Source organism: Massilia litorea, from assembly GCF_015101885.1.
GTDB lineage: Bacteria > Pseudomonadota > Gammaproteobacteria > Burkholderiales > Burkholderiaceae_D > Telluria > Telluria litorea.
Map to the genome: position 1 here is coordinate 515383 of NZ_CP062941.1, position 13019 is coordinate 528401.

General features: G+C 67.7%; 13 protein-coding genes. 7 read left to right on the forward strand and 6 right to left on the reverse strand.

Features of this window, described 5'->3' with window-relative positions; translation table 11 throughout:
- The first annotated feature begins 11 nt into the window (after positions 1-11).
- From LPB04_RS02255 to LPB04_RS02275, 5 genes are read left to right on the forward strand one after another with little or no spacing between them, the layout of a single operon-like run.
- Positions 12-701, forward strand: a complete 690-nt coding sequence (locus tag LPB04_RS02255) for a thiol:disulfide interchange protein DsbA/DsbL (protein WP_193687189.1) — start codon at positions 12-14, stop codon at positions 699-701.
- On the forward strand, positions 698-1489 hold the full coding sequence (locus LPB04_RS02260; RefSeq protein ID WP_193687190.1) for an SDR family oxidoreductase: 792 nt from the start codon (positions 698-700) through the stop codon (positions 1487-1489). Before LPB04_RS02255 ends, LPB04_RS02260 begins: the two co-directional genes overlap by 4 nt.
- Positions 1486-2271, forward strand: a complete 786-nt coding sequence (locus LPB04_RS02265) for a biotin--[acetyl-CoA-carboxylase] ligase (RefSeq protein WP_193687191.1) — start codon at positions 1486-1488, stop codon at positions 2269-2271. The genes LPB04_RS02260 and LPB04_RS02265 overlap by 4 nt, the downstream gene beginning before the upstream one ends.
- On the forward strand, positions 2272-3021 hold the full coding sequence (locus tag LPB04_RS02270; RefSeq protein ID WP_193687192.1) for a type III pantothenate kinase: 750 nt from the start codon (positions 2272-2274) through the stop codon (positions 3019-3021).
- Complete coding sequence (locus LPB04_RS02275) at positions 3015-3749, forward strand: SPOR domain-containing protein (RefSeq protein ID WP_193687193.1); 735 nt, start codon at positions 3015-3017, stop codon at positions 3747-3749. The genes LPB04_RS02270 and LPB04_RS02275 overlap by 7 nt, the downstream gene beginning before the upstream one ends.
- Positions 3750-3810: 61 nt before the next feature.
- On the opposite strand, the gene LPB04_RS02280 is transcribed toward LPB04_RS02275, so the two are convergent.
- The 6 genes from LPB04_RS02280 to LPB04_RS02305 all read right to left on the reverse strand — a co-directional run bounded on the left by LPB04_RS02280 (position 3811) and on the right by LPB04_RS02305 (position 10879).
- Positions 3811-4794, reverse strand: a complete 984-nt coding sequence (locus LPB04_RS02280; protein ID WP_193687194.1) for a septal ring lytic transglycosylase RlpA family protein — start codon at positions 4792-4794, stop codon at positions 3811-3813.
- Positions 4795-4808: 14 nt separating this feature from the next.
- Positions 4809-5924, reverse strand: a complete 1116-nt coding sequence (gene rodA, locus LPB04_RS02285; RefSeq protein ID WP_193687195.1) for a rod shape-determining protein RodA — start codon at positions 5922-5924, stop codon at positions 4809-4811.
- A 3-nt stretch (positions 5925-5927) separates the two neighbouring features.
- A complete protein-coding gene (gene mrdA / locus LPB04_RS02290) occupies positions 5928-7931 on the reverse strand; it encodes a penicillin-binding protein 2 (RefSeq protein WP_193687196.1) in 2004 nt (667 codons plus the stop codon).
- A 45-nt stretch (positions 7932-7976) separates the two neighbouring features.
- Entirely contained in the window at positions 7977-8495 is a 519-nt protein-coding gene (gene mreD / locus LPB04_RS02295) for a rod shape-determining protein MreD (RefSeq protein ID WP_193687197.1), read from the reverse strand.
- The gene (gene mreC, locus LPB04_RS02300) at positions 8495-9730 is read right to left on the reverse strand and encodes a rod shape-determining protein MreC (protein ID WP_193687198.1); all 1236 of its coding nucleotides are present in this window, start codon (positions 9728-9730) and stop codon (positions 8495-8497) included. Before mreC ends, mreD begins: the two co-directional genes overlap by 1 nt.
- A 105-nt stretch (positions 9731-9835) precedes the next feature.
- A complete protein-coding gene (locus LPB04_RS02305) occupies positions 9836-10879 on the reverse strand; it encodes a rod shape-determining protein (protein WP_193687199.1) in 1044 nt (347 codons plus the stop codon).
- 316 nt (positions 10880-11195) lie between these two features.
- On the opposite strand from LPB04_RS02305, the gene gatC reads away from it, so the two are divergent.
- Positions 11196-11495 (forward strand): Asp-tRNA(Asn)/Glu-tRNA(Gln) amidotransferase subunit GatC, encoded by a 300-nt coding sequence (gatC, locus tag LPB04_RS02310; protein ID WP_193687200.1) that lies wholly within the window; start codon positions 11196-11198, stop codon positions 11493-11495.
- Between the two features lie 39 nt (positions 11496-11534).
- Complete coding sequence (gene gatA, locus LPB04_RS02315; RefSeq protein ID WP_193687201.1) at positions 11535-13010, forward strand: Asp-tRNA(Asn)/Glu-tRNA(Gln) amidotransferase subunit GatA; 1476 nt, start codon at positions 11535-11537, stop codon at positions 13008-13010.
- The last annotated feature ends 9 nt before the right edge of the window (positions 13011-13019 follow it).

The window sequence follows — 13019 nt, forward strand, 5'->3', positions numbered from 1 at the left end:
GGAAAAACCCGATGCAAATGCTGCGCCGCCTGCTGTGTACCGCTGCCCTGTTGACCCTGAGCGGCGTCGTTGCCGCCGCCCCAGCTGCTCCGACTGCGCCGAAAGAAGGCGTCCAGTACCGGGTGCTGCCGCAGAAAATGGACACGCCGGCCGGCAAGCAGGTCGAGGTCATCGAGTTCTTCGCGTATTACTGCCCGCACTGCAACGTGTTCGAGCCGCTGCTCGCCGACTGGGTCAAAAAACAGGGCGACAACATCGTCTTCAAGCGCGTCCACGTGGCCGGCGGCGCGCGCGTGCTGCCGCAGCAGCGCCTGTTCTACGCGCTTGACGCGCTGGGCCTGGTCGGGCAGTACCACACCAAAGCCTTCGCCGCCATGCACCAGCAAGGCGCGCGCTTCGCGAACGACGAAGAGGTGATCGACTGGGCCGTGAAGTCCGGTATCGACCGCGCCCGCTTCGTGGACGCTTATAACGCCTTCGGCACCCAGGCCAAGGCACGCCGCGCCGCCGCCATGATGAACGAGTACCGGGTCGACCACTGGCCGATGGTCGCGATCGACGGCCGCTTCATCACCTCGCCGTCGATGGCGAATCCGGAAGGCTCTCCGGCGCAGACCGAAATCGAACAGCAGCAGGTGGCCCTGCAGGTGATGGACGCACTGGTGGAAAAAGCCAAAGCGGCCAAAGCGGACAAAAAATGACCGCGGCGGCTGGAGCCGACCGGGTCTTCATCACCGGCGCCTCGAGCGGCATCGGCGCGGCGCTGGCGCGCGACTATGCGGCCCGCGGCGCCACCCTCGGCCTGGTCGCACGGCGCGGCGACGCACTGGCCGCCCTGAGCGCTTCGCTCCCCCATCCCGAACGCCACCGCTGCTATGGGGTCGACGTGCTCGACCACGCCGCGCTGGCGGCAGCAGCCAGGGACTTCCTCGCGGCTGAGGGCGGCGCCGACATCGTCATCGCCTGTGCCGGCATTTCGCACGGCACCCTCACCGAACGGCCCGAGGACCTGCCGGTATTCGAGGCGGTGTTCGCCACCAACGTGACGGCGACGGTCGCCACCTTCTCCCCGTTTGTCGCAGCGATGAGGGCACAGGGCAGTCCCTGCCGCCTGGTCGCGATCGGCAGCGTGGCCGGCATACGCGGCATGCGCGGCGCCGGCGCCTACTGCGCCTCGAAAGCGGCGGTGCACACCTACTGCGAATCGCTGCGCCTCGAACTACACTCCTCGAACATCCGCGTGGTGACGATCGCGCCCGGCTATATCGATACTCCCATGACCCGCAACAACCGTTTTCCCATGCCCTTCCTGATGCCGGCCGAGCGCTTCGCCGCCGCTGCCGTCCGCGCGATCGCGCGCGGCGACAGCTACCGCGTGCTGCCCTGGCAGATGGGCGTGGCCGCCAAACTGCTGCGCGCGCTGCCGAACGGCGTCTTCGACCGTTTGTTTGCGCGCGCGCCCACCAAGCCGCGCAGGGAGGCCGCATGAACGCCGCCGCCATCATGGTCCTGTCGACAGCCGCGCAGTCGGATCCAGACCTGGCCGTGGAAGTGGTCGAAGAGACCGGCTCGACCAACGCCGACCTGCTGGCGCGCGCCGCGACCCTCGCCGCGCCCGTGCTGCTCGTCGCGCGCAACCAGACGGCCGGCCGCGGGCGTGCCGGCCGCAGCTGGCTGTCCTCGAGCGAAGGCTCGCTGACCTTCTCGCTGGCCTGGCGTTTCGAGGGCGGGCTGGCGCGCCTGACCGGTCTGCCGCTGGCGATCGGCGTGGCGCTGGCCGAGGCCCTGGAGCGCCTCGGCGTGCAGGTGGGCCTGAAATGGCCGAACGACGTGCTGCGCGACGGCGACAAGCTGGCCGGCATCCTGATCGAAACCCAGGCCGCACCCAGCGGCGGCGTCTGGGCCGTGATCGGCATCGGCCTGAACCTGGTCATGCCGGACGAACTCGAGGCCCAGATCGGACGCAGTGTCGCCTCCCTCCCCTGGCTGGCGCGGATGGACCGCGACGCGCTGCTGGCAGCCTTGCTCGACGGCCTGGCCGGCGCGCTGCGCGAATTCGAACGCGCGGGCTTCGGCGCGTTTGCCGCGCGCTGGAACCTGCGCCACGCCTGGCAGGGCGAGACCGTCACGGTGCTCGACCGCGGCACGGTACTGCATGAGGGCAGCGCCGCCGGTGTGGACGACGCCGGCCGCCTGCTGCTCGACACGCAGGAGGGCCGCATCGCGGTGCTGGCCGGCGACGTGTCGCTGCGCGTGAAAGGTGGTCAATAAATGCTGCTCCTGATCGATGCCGGGAATACCCGGGTGAAGTGGGCGCTGGCCGCGCCGGGTGCTGCGCCCGGCGAATGGATCGAGCTGGGCGCAGTGCTGCATGCCGACCTCGACGCCGCTGCCGCCGCCTGGCAAGGCCAGGGCGTGACGCGGGCGCTCGTATCGAACGTGGCCGGTGCCGCCTTGCGCGAGCGCCTCGCCGCCCTGCTGCTGCCGATCGAGACCGAATGGTTCGCCTCCAGCGCCGCACGCGCGGGCCTGGTCAACGGCTACCGCGAACCGGAACGCCTGGGCTGCGACCGCTTCGCCGCGGCGATAGGCGCACGGGCCCTGGCGCCGGACCAGCCGCTGGTGGTGGCCACCTGCGGTACGGCGACCACGGTCGACGCGGTGACGAGCGAGGGCCGTTTCGTCGGCGGCATGATCCTGCCCGGCCTGGCGTTGATGGCGGGCTCCCTGGCGAAAAACACGGCGCAGCTGCCGCAGGCTGCGCCGGGCGCCGCGCCGCCGCCGCAGTTTGCCGACAATACGAATGACGCCATCGTGTCCGGCTGCCTGTCGGCCCAGGCCGGCGCGATCGAACGCGCGGTTGCGGCGCATGCGAACGCGCTCTGCATCCTGTCGGGCGGCGCCGCACCCTATATCGCACCGGCACTCAAGTGCAGGTACCGGATGGCCGATAATATCGTGCTGGTCGGCCTGCACGCGGTGGCGCGGGCCGGGACATCCATGGAGGACGGGACTTGTTGAGATTCGTATTCTGGGCTTTGCTGTGCGCGAACGCGCTGCTGTTCGCCTGGGGCCACGGTTTCCTGGGCGGTGCCGAGCCTGAACAGCGCGAGCCGGCGCGCCTGCGCAACCAGCTCGCGGCCGACAAGCTGGTGCTGCTGACCAGCGCCCAGGCACAGGCGATCGCGCAGGCCGCCGCGCCCGCCGAGACGGCTGCTGAATCGAGTGCGGCGGCCGAGGTGCCGGCGAAGGCCGCGGCCCCTGCCGCCGCGCCGGCTGCGCCCGCCGTCGCCTGTGTCGAGACCGATGCCTTCCCGGCCTTCGAGGCGCGCCGCTTCGAGACGCGCCTGGCGCGGCTCGACCTGGGCGAGCGCCAGACGCGGCTGACGGTGCCGTTCCAGGAAGTGACGAGCCACCTGGTCTACCTGCCGCCGCAGGGCGGCAAGGAAGGCGCCGACCGCCGCACGACGGAGCTGCGCGAACGCGGCGTGACCAACTCCTTCGTGATGCAGGGCGACTCGCCTTTGAGGTGGGCGATCTCGCTCGGCGTCTTCAAGAGCGAGGCGGCGGCGCGCAGCGAAGCGGCGCGCCTGACGAAACTGGGGATTGCCAACGTGCGCATCCTGCCGCGCGGGCCGCAATCGCAGCGGTTTGCGTACCGGTTCCGGGATATCGATGCGGAGATCCGCAACCGGATCGTCGAGGCCGGGCGCGGATTGCCGACAGCGGTTTTACACGTTTGCCGGTAATCGACGCTGACGCAGGGTGGGCGGGTCCCCCGCCCACGCGTTCAAGCGGCTCTCGCAGACCCTACCGCTTCACCACGATCGGCTTCAAGCCCAGCTCCGGCGGCAGCGCCCTGGCTGCCTGCTGCGCCTCGTCGCGCGTGCCGAACGGCCCGCCATATAAGCGGTGCACGGAACCGGCGGGGGTGACTTCGAGGCTGCCGAGGCCCGTGTCCGCCAGGCGCCGGCTCATCTCCTGCGCCTTGTCCGCACGGCTGTAGGCGCCGAGCTGCAGCCAGAACCCCGCCGGCGCGACTTTTACTGCTGCGGCGCTGTCCGACGTCATGCGGTCTTCGAGCATCAGCGCCGCGACGTCCGGCGGCGCCGGCGTCACGTCGAGCGCTTGCGCCTGCGAGGTGGCCTCGCGGCGCACGGTCGCCACGCGCGCCGGGTCGTTCGGGAACAGGCGCTCGATCTCGACTTCGTGGCTGCCCTTGCCCAGCAAGCCGAGCTTCAGCGCCGCCGTGTAGGAGACGTCGATGATGCGGCTGGCGTGGAAGGGGCCGCGGTCGTTGATGCGCACCACGACCGACTTGCCGGTGGCGATGCTGGTGACGCGCGCATAGGACGGGATCGGCAGCGTCGGATGCGCGGCCGTCATCTTGTACATGTCGTAGGGCTCGCCCGAGGAGGTGCGCTGGCCGTGGAATTTCACCCCGTACCAGCTGGCCACGCCGCGCTGGGTGAACGGCTCTTCGTGCAGGATCGGATTATAGGTCTGGCCGAACACGGAATACGGACGGTTCGCCCACTTGGCGTAGGGCTCGGCGCGCACGATGGCGTCCGGGACCAGCTCCAGGCCGGGCGGGATGTCGCGTCCCGGGCCGTCGTCCTTGTAGTAGCCGCCGCGGCCGGAGCCGGCCGCGGGCAAGGCGACGTCGCCATGGTGGCTTGTCACTTTATGCTGCCAAGGCAGCGGAATCAGGCTTTTGTGTTCGCCGGTGGATCCGCATCCGGTCATCAAGGCCGCGAGGGCGATGACCGCTGGGAGTAATCTCGGAGCGGTCATGCGCGCCTCCTCCTTTATGTCTGCACCAGTTTCCGGTGCCTTTGTATGCTCATCAATATGCCGGCGCCGAGGCCCAGTGTGATGAACGCGGTGCCGCCATAGCTCATGAACGGCAAGGGCACGCCCACCACGGGCAGGATGCCGCTCACCATGCCCATGTTGACAAAGGCATACGTGAAGAAAATCATCGTGATCGCGCCGGCCAGCAGCCGCGAGAACAGATTCGGTGCGTTCGCCGCGATCATCATGCCGCGGCCGATCAGCAGCAGATAGATTACCAAAAGAAATAGGTTGCCGACCAGTCCAAATTCTTCCGAATACACCGAGAACAGGAAGTCGGTCGTCTGTTCGGGCACGAATTCGAGCTGGCCTTGCGTGCCTTTTCCATAACCTTTGCCCATCACGCCGCCCGAGCCGATCGCGATGGTCGACTGGATGATGTGGAAGCCCTTGCCGAGCGGGTCGGAGGTCGGATCGATCAGCGTCATGATGCGTTCGCGCTGGTAGTCGTGCATCATCGACCAGGCCACCGGCAGGCAGGCCGCGCCGCCCACGGCCAGCCCGATCAGCACCTTCCACGACAGGCCGGCCAGGAAAATGACGTAGAAGCCGGAGGCGCCGACCAGCAGTGCCGTGCCGAGGTCGGGCTGCTTGGCGATCAGCGCGAAAGGCACGACCAGCAGCACGGCCGCCACCGCGAACGACTTCCAGCTGCCGATCTTGGCGCGGTTCTGGAAATACCAGGCCAGCATCAGCGGCGTCGCGATCTTCATGATCTCGGAAGGCTGGATGTCGACGCCCACGTGTAGCCAGCGCCGCGCGCCCTTCTTGATGATGCCGAATGCCGCCACCGCAATGAGCAACGTGACGCCGAAGGTGTACACCGGCACCGCCAGGCGCATCAGCGTTTGCGGCGGCACCAGGGCCGCCAGCCACATGACGACGAAGGCGAGCAGGAAGTTGCGCATCTGCGCTTCGACGCGGCCCGGGAATTCGGCCCCGGCGGAGGACATCGTGATCACGCTCGTGGTCAGCAGCATGAACAGGACCATGGCGAGCGGCCAGTCGAAGACGGTGAAATACGGCTTCAGCCGGCGGCTGAGGGAACGCCGCTCCGGATAATAGGCCATCTGTTACTCCTTGGTGGTGGCGGGCGCGGTCAGCGCGGCCGAGCCTGCGGCCGGTGCAGCCGGCGCCGCGGCCCTGGGCGCCTGTTTGACGGCGGCCGCGGTGACGACCGGCTTGGCGCCGGGCGCGCCTTCGTCCGGCTTCGGCGGCGGCGGACGCTTGCCGAGCAGGTAATAGTCGAGCGCTTTGCGCGCGATCGGCGCCGCCGTCGCCGCGCCGAAGCCCGCGTTCTCGACCACCAGCGCGATCGCGATGCGCGGCTTGTCGGCCGGTGCGAATGCCGTGAACAGGGCGTTGTCGCGATGGCGCTCGTCGATTGCATGGGCGTTGTACTTGCCGCCCTTCAGGCCGATCACCTGGGCCGTACCCGTCTTGCCGGCCGCGACATAGCCGGCGTTGGCAAATGCCCGCGCGCCGGTGCCGCCCGCCTCGGTGGTCACGCCCACCATCGCCTGCTTGATGAAGTCGATGTTCTCCTGCTTGAGCGGGATGCGGCGGCTCTCCTTCGGCACGGTGAGCGTGCGCTGGCGCGTGGCGCCGTCCTCGATCAGTTTCACCAGGTGCGGCTTCATCACGATACCGTTGTTGGCGAGGTTGGCCACCGCGTGCGCCAGCTGGATGATGGTGTAGTTGTTAAAGCCCTGGCCGATGCTGATCGAGATCGTGTCGCCGCCGACCCACTTCTGCGCCGCGCGGTTCTTCTTGAAGCGCTCGGCCTTCCACTCCTTCGAGGGCAGGACACCGACCTTTTCGTGCTCGAGGTCGATGCCGGTCTGGGAGCCGAAGCCGAACGGCGCCATGAAGTCATGGATGGCGTCGATCCCGAGGTCGTTGCCGAGCTGGTAGTAATAGGTGTCGCACGAGACCACGACCGAACGATGCAGGTCGACATAGCCGTGCCCGCCCTTGACGTCGTCGTTGAAGCGGTGCCCGCCGAGCGTGAAGAAACCGGGATCCATGATGCCGTGGCTCTTGCTGCGTTTGCCCAGCTCGAGCGCAGCCAGCGCCATGAAGGGCTTGAAGGTCGAGCCGGGCGGATAGGTGCCCGACAGCGGACGGTTCATCAGCGGTTTGTCGAGCGAGGTATTCAGCTCGTTCCAGCTCTGGCTGTCGATGCCGTCGACGAACAGGTTCGGGTCGAAGCCCGGACGCGAGACATAGGCCAGCACGTCGCCGGTTTCGGGATCGATGGCGACAAAGGCGCCGCGCTGGTCGCCGAAGGCTTCCTCGACCACCTTCTGCAGTTCGATGTCGACCGACAGGATCAGGTTGCTGCCCGGGACCGGAGGCCGGCGCGACAGCGTGCGGATCGCGCGCCCGCCGGCCGAGCGCTCGACCTCTTCGTAGCCGGTGGTGCCGTGCAGGTAGCGCTCGTATTTCTTCTCGAGGCCTTCCTTGCCGATGTAGTCGGTGCCGTTGTAGTTGGCGGCGTCGTCGCCTTCCTCGATCGCCTCGGCTTCGCGCGTGTTGATGCGGCCGATGTAGCCGACCACGTGCGAGGCGATCTCGCCCAGCGGGTACTGGCGGAACAGGCGGGCCTGCACCTCGACGCCAGGGAAGCGGAAGCGCTGCGCGGTGAAGCGCGCCACCTCGTCGTCGGTGAGCCTCGTGCGCAGCGGCACGCTGGCGAAGCTGCGCGACTCTTCCAGCAGGCGCTTGAAGCGCTTGCGGTCCTTCGGCTCGATCGACACCAGCCTGGCCAGTTCGTCGATCACCGAGTCCATGCTGGCCTGCAGTTTCGAGGGCGTGATCTCGAGCGTATAGGCGGAGTAATTACGCGCCAGGACCACGCCGTTGCGGTCGACGATCAGGCCGCGGTTCGGCACGATCGGCACCAGCGCGATGCGGTTGTCTTCGGCCTGGGCATGGTATTTGTCGTGCTGGACGACCTGCAGCCAGACGAAGCGCGCCACCAGGGCGCCGAAGCAGAGGAAGACCATCACCACCAGCACCGTCAGGCGCAGGCGGAAGCGGTGGATCTCGCGGTCGCTGTCTTTAATTTCGGTCATTACTGCTCAGTCATTACTGCGCTCGGTCATCGTGCGGCTGGGCCATCAGATCGGGCGGGTGTGGTCGCGGTCCACGGCGCGGCGCTGCGGCGCCAGCAGCAGCCAGGTGATGACCGGCCACAGGGCGACCGCGACCGCGCTTTCGATGAAATGCAGCCAGCCGGGGAAGCGGCCGGTGGCGAAGAAGTGCACGAAGGACTGGATCGCCTGCGCCAGCAGCAGCAGCGGGAACACGTGCATGGCCTGGGTCAGCACCGGGAACCACAGCACGCGGCGGTGGATCATCGTGGCGACGTACGACAGCAGCGTATAGGCCAGCGCGTTCTCGCCCAGCAGCGTGGCGTCGTGCACGTCCATCAGCAGGCCCATGGCAAAGGCGACGCCGATGCCGACCTTTCGCGGCTGGTGGATGCCCCAGAAGACCAGCACCAGCGCCACGAAATCGGGGGCGCCGGTCCACTGGCCCCAGGGCAGCAGGTTGAGCATGAAGGCGCAGGTCAGGCTGAACGCGATGAACAGCGGGCTGACCGGCAGCAGGATGTAGTTGGGACGTGCTCCGGGCATTACGCGCCCTCCTTGCGTGGCGCAGGCACAGGCTGCGTGGCCGTTGTTTTTGCAGCCGGTGCGGCCGTGGTTGTTGGCGGCGCGGCCGGATGCGCAGCGCCGGTTGCGGCGGGCGGCGTGCCGGTCGCGGCGGGCGGCGTGGCCGCTGGCGCAGCGGCCGGCCTGACACCCGGATGCTGCGCGCCGGCGGGCGCGGGAACGGTGGCGGCGGGCGCAGGCGCGGCAGGTGCGGCCGCGCCGGTCCCGGCCGGGCTGTTGGCGCCGGGCTGGGTCGGCAGGCCCTGCGCCGGCAGCGGAGCAGCCGCCAGCGGCGGCACCGGCACCGGATCCATCTTCGGCAGGTTGCGGCGGCTGGCGCCGTGCACCGGCGGCGCCGGCGGTTCGGCCGGACGCGGCGCGCGCGCCGCGCCCGACATCACGATCAGCAGCTGGCGGTTGCGGTCGATGCCGCCGAGCGGCTGGCAGACCACGCGCCCGAAAGCGCCGGCGGCCACCTTCTCGACCTGCATGACTTTCGCCACGGCGAGGCCGGCCGGATACATGCCGTCCAGGCCCGAGGTGACGATCACGTCGCCGACCTGGATGTCGGCGTCGGGCGCGACGAAACGCAGGTCGAGCAGTCCGGAGCGCCCGCGGCCATAGGCGATGCTGCGCAGGCCCGAGCGCAGCACCTGCACCGGAATCGCCTGCTCCTTGTCGGTCAGCAGGGTCACTTCCGAGGTGAACGGGAAGACGCGGGTCACCTGGCCGATGACGCCGGCGTTGTCGATCACCGGCAGCCCGAGCTGCACGCCGTTGCGGGTACCGCGATCGAGCACGATGCGGCGGGTCGACGGGTCGCGCGCGTCGTACAGGATCTCGCCCATGATCGACGCCACCGGCAGGTACTCGCGCGCCTCCAGCAGGCGCCGCAGGTGAGCGTTCTCGGCCATCTGGAGCTGGGCCTGCTGCATGGCCTGGGCCTGGGCCACCTGCTGGTTCTTCAGGTCGCGCACTTCGTTCTGCAGGCTCGACAGCGAGGAAAAATAGCCGCCCATGCTGGAGACGGCGTCGCGCGGCATGAGCGCGGCCATCTGCAGCGGATAGAGTACGGTGGCGGCGACCTGGCGCACGGTGTTCAATACGTGCATGTGGGCGTCGACCACCAGCAGCGTCAGCGACAAGATCGCGAACACCGTCACCTTCACCCGCGCTGGGGCGCCCTGTTTGAAAAGCGGCGGAGGACTGTAATCCATGGATTTCAATAATGGCGGATAAGCCGCCCGGAATCAGCGCAGGCAGGCGGCCGGTATTGCACCGGCGGCCTGCCCAGGGTCTTGCACCATCGAGCCGGCGGCTGTTTACTCGTACGAGAAAATGGAGCCCAGCTTGTCATTGTGTTCCAGCGCCATGCCCGAGCCGCGCACCACGCAGGTGAGCGGGTCTTCGGCGACCAGTACCGGCAGGCCGGTCTCTTCCATCAGGAGGCGATCGAGGTCGCGCAGCAGTGCGCCGCCGCCGGTCAGCATCATGCCCTTCTCGGCGATGTCGGCGCCCAGTTCCGGCGGGGTCTGCTCGAGTGCGTTCTTCACCGCCGAGACGATGTTGTTCAGCGGGTCGGTCAGCGCTTCCAGGATCTCGTTCGACGAGATCGTGAACGCGCGCGGGATGCCTTCGGACAGGTTGCGGCCCTTGACTTCCATTTCCTTCACTTCCGAACCAGGGAAGGCCGAACCGATGGCCTTCTTGATCGCTTCGGCGGTCTGTTCGCCGATCAGCATGCCGTAGTTGCGGCGGATGTAGTTGACGATGGCTTCGTCGAACTTGTCGCCGCCGACGCGCACCGAACCTTTATACACCATGCCGCCCAGCGAGATGATACCCACTTCCGTGGTGCCGCCGCCGATGTCGACCACCATCGAGCCGGTCGCGTCCGACACCGGCAGGCCGGCGCCAAGCGCGGCAGCCATCGGCTCTTCGATCAGGAACACCTGCGAGGCGCCGGCGCCGAGCGCCGATTCGCGGATCGCGCGGCGCTCGACCTGGGTCGAACCGCAAGGCACGCAGATGATGATGCGCGGCGACGGGCGGAAGAACTTCGAGTCATGCACCATGCGGATGAACTGCTTGAGCATCTCTTCGGTGACGGTGAAGTCGGCGATGACGCCGTCCTTCATCGGGCGGATCGCCTCGATATTGCCCGGTACCTTGCCCAGCATCTGCTTGGCCTTCTTGCCGACCGCCTGGATCGTCTTCTTGCCGTTCGGGCCGCCCTGCTGGCGGATCGCAACGACCGATGGCTCGTCCAGCACGATGCCCTGGCCGCGCACATAGATCAGCGTGTTGGCGGTACCCAGGTCGATGGCCAGGTCGTTCGAGAAGTAACTGCGTAAAGAACCAAACATGTGTGTCCTGATGCGCGAAACCGCGCCTTAAAATTTGATCGGGAGTCCTCGCCGCCCCGGCCCTGACTGCGCCCTGCGGTCTTTTCATGCCGGGGCCGCGCTCATTCGGCGCCGACCACGCATTAGCCCGCCATTCTACCTTATAATTTACCGATTAAACGTTGAAAACAGGGGGTTTTACCCCCCAGTTCCCAGAGCGAGATCGACGGTATTAGCAAGGTTTTATCGACCGTAGCACGCTGTTCAACAGCCTGCAGCCTCACTCCGTTGTCCGCCCAACCACATTTTGAACGCGGCCCGCGCCGCGCTTTTTGCCATGTCCCTGACTCTTTCAGACGTAAAACGCATCGCCAACCTGGCGCAGCTCGAGATGGACGATGCCCACGCCGAGACCGCACTGGGCGAGTTGAACGGCATCTTCGCCCTGGCCGAACAGATGCAGGCGGTCGACACCAGCGGTGTTGCGCCGTTGTCGCATCCGATCGCCGCGATCATGGCGCTGCCGCTGCGCCTGCGCGACGACGTGGTCACCGAAGAAAACCGCCGCGACGACTACCAGGCGCCCGCGCCGAAAGCCCAGGACGGCCTGTACCTGGTGCCGAAGGTCATCGAGTAAACCGCTTCCACGAACACGTATTTACGGAACTTAGGCACCATGCATAACAAGACCATCAAAGAACTGTCCGCGCTGCTGCAGGCGAAGCAGGTGTCCTCCACCGAGCTCACCCGCCACTTCCTCGACCGCATCGCAGCGAGCGGCCACAACGCCTTCCTGCACGTGGACCCGGCCCTGTCGCTGGCCCAGGCCGCCGCCGCCGATGCCCGCATCGCCGAAGGCAGCGCCGGCCCCCTGACCGGCGTGCCGATCGCCCATAAGGATATCTTCGTCACGCGCGACTGGCGCACGACTGCCGGCTCGAAGATGCTGGCCAACTACGTCAGCCCCTTCGACGCCACCGTGGTCGACCGCTTCAATGCGGCCGGCATGGTCACGCTCGGCAAAGTGAACTGCGACGAATTCGCGATGGGCTCGGCGAACGAGAACTCCGCCTTCGGTCCGGTGAAGAACCCATGGGATGCGCTGGCCGTGCCGGGCGGCTCCTCGGGCGGCTCGGCCGCCGCGATCGCCGCGCGCCTGGCGCCGGCCGCGACCGCCACCGACACCGGCGGCTCGATCCGCCAGCCGGCCGCCTTCTGCGGCGTCACCGGCATCAAGCCGACCTATGGCCGCGTCTCGCGCTTCGGCATGATCGCCTTCGCTTCCTCGCTCGACCAGGGCGGCCCGATGGCGCAGACGGCGGAAGACTGCGCCCTGCTGCTGAACGAAATGGTCGGCCACGACGTGCGCGACTCGACCAGCCTGACGCCCGAACAAGGCAACCTGCACGAAGATTTTACGCGCGACCTGGACAAGCCATTGAACGGCCTGCGCATCGGCGTGCCTTCGGAATACTTCGGCGAAGGCCTGGCCGCCGACGTGGAAAGCGCCGTGCGCGCCGCGCTCGATCAATTCGTGGCACTGGGCGCCGTGCTGGTCGATATTTCGCTGCCGAAGACGGCGCTGTCGATCCCGACCTACTACATCATCGCCCCGGCCGAGGCCTCCTCGAACCTGTCGCGCTTCGACGGCGTGCGCTACGGCCACCGCGCCAGCGAGTACAAGGACCTGGCGGAGATGTACAAGAAAACCCGCGCCGAAGGTTTCGGCCGCGAAGTCCAGCGCCGCATCATGGTCGGCACCTATGTGCTCTGCCATGGCTACTACGACGCCTACTACGTGCAGGCGCAAAAGATCCGCCGCCTGATCGCCGACGACTTCCAGGCCGCGTTCGCCGACAAGTGCGACGTGATCATGGGCCCGGTGGCGCCGACCGTCGCCTGGGACGCGGGTTCGAAGACCAACGACCCGGTCGCCAACTACCTGGCCGACATTTTTACTTTGTCGACCAGCCTGGCCGGCCTGCCCGGCATGTCGATCCCCTGCGGTTTCGGCAGCGGCGAGAAGAATGAAAAACGTCCGGTCGGCCTGCAAATCATCGGCAACTACTTCAGCGAAGCGAAGCTGCTGAACGTCGCCCACCAGTACCAGCTGGCGACCGACTGGCACCAGCGCGCGCCTGAAGGCGTCTAACCGTCACGC

What these genes read in the sequence shown, in the direction of transcription:
- LPB04_RS02265 (WP_193687191.1), top strand. Translation starts at nt 1,486, where the DNA reads ATGAACGCCGCCGCCATCATGGTCCTGTCGACAGCCGCGCAGTCGGAT.
- gatC (WP_193687200.1), top strand. Translation starts at nt 11,196, where the DNA reads ATGTCCCTGACTCTTTCAGACGTAAAACGCATCGCCAACCTGGCGCAG.
- LPB04_RS02260 (WP_193687190.1), top strand. Translation starts at nt 698, where the DNA reads ATGACCGCGGCGGCTGGAGCCGACCGGGTCTTCATCACCGGCGCCTCG.
- LPB04_RS02255 (WP_193687189.1), top strand. Translation starts at nt 12, where the DNA reads ATGCAAATGCTGCGCCGCCTGCTGTGTACCGCTGCCCTGTTGACCCTG.
- gatA (WP_193687201.1), top strand. Translation starts at nt 11,535, where the DNA reads ATGCATAACAAGACCATCAAAGAACTGTCCGCGCTGCTGCAGGCGAAG.
- LPB04_RS02305 (WP_193687199.1), bottom strand. Translation starts at nt 10,879, where the DNA reads ATGTTTGGTTCTTTACGCAGTTACTTCTCGAACGACCTGGCCATCGAC.
- mreD (WP_193687197.1), bottom strand. Translation starts at nt 8,495, where the DNA reads ATGCCCGGAGCACGTCCCAACTACATCCTGCTGCCGGTCAGCCCGCTG.
- rodA (WP_193687195.1), bottom strand. Translation starts at nt 5,924, where the DNA reads ATGGCCTATTATCCGGAGCGGCGTTCCCTCAGCCGCCGGCTGAAGCCG.
- mrdA (WP_193687196.1), bottom strand. Translation starts at nt 7,931, where the DNA reads ATGACCGAAATTAAAGACAGCGACCGCGAGATCCACCGCTTCCGCCTG.
- LPB04_RS02270 (WP_193687192.1), top strand. Translation starts at nt 2,272, where the DNA reads ATGCTGCTCCTGATCGATGCCGGGAATACCCGGGTGAAGTGGGCGCTG.
- LPB04_RS02280 (WP_193687194.1), bottom strand. Translation starts at nt 4,794, where the DNA reads ATGACCGCTCCGAGATTACTCCCAGCGGTCATCGCCCTCGCGGCCTTG.
- mreC (WP_193687198.1), bottom strand. Translation starts at nt 9,730, where the DNA reads ATGGATTACAGTCCTCCGCCGCTTTTCAAACAGGGCGCCCCAGCGCGG.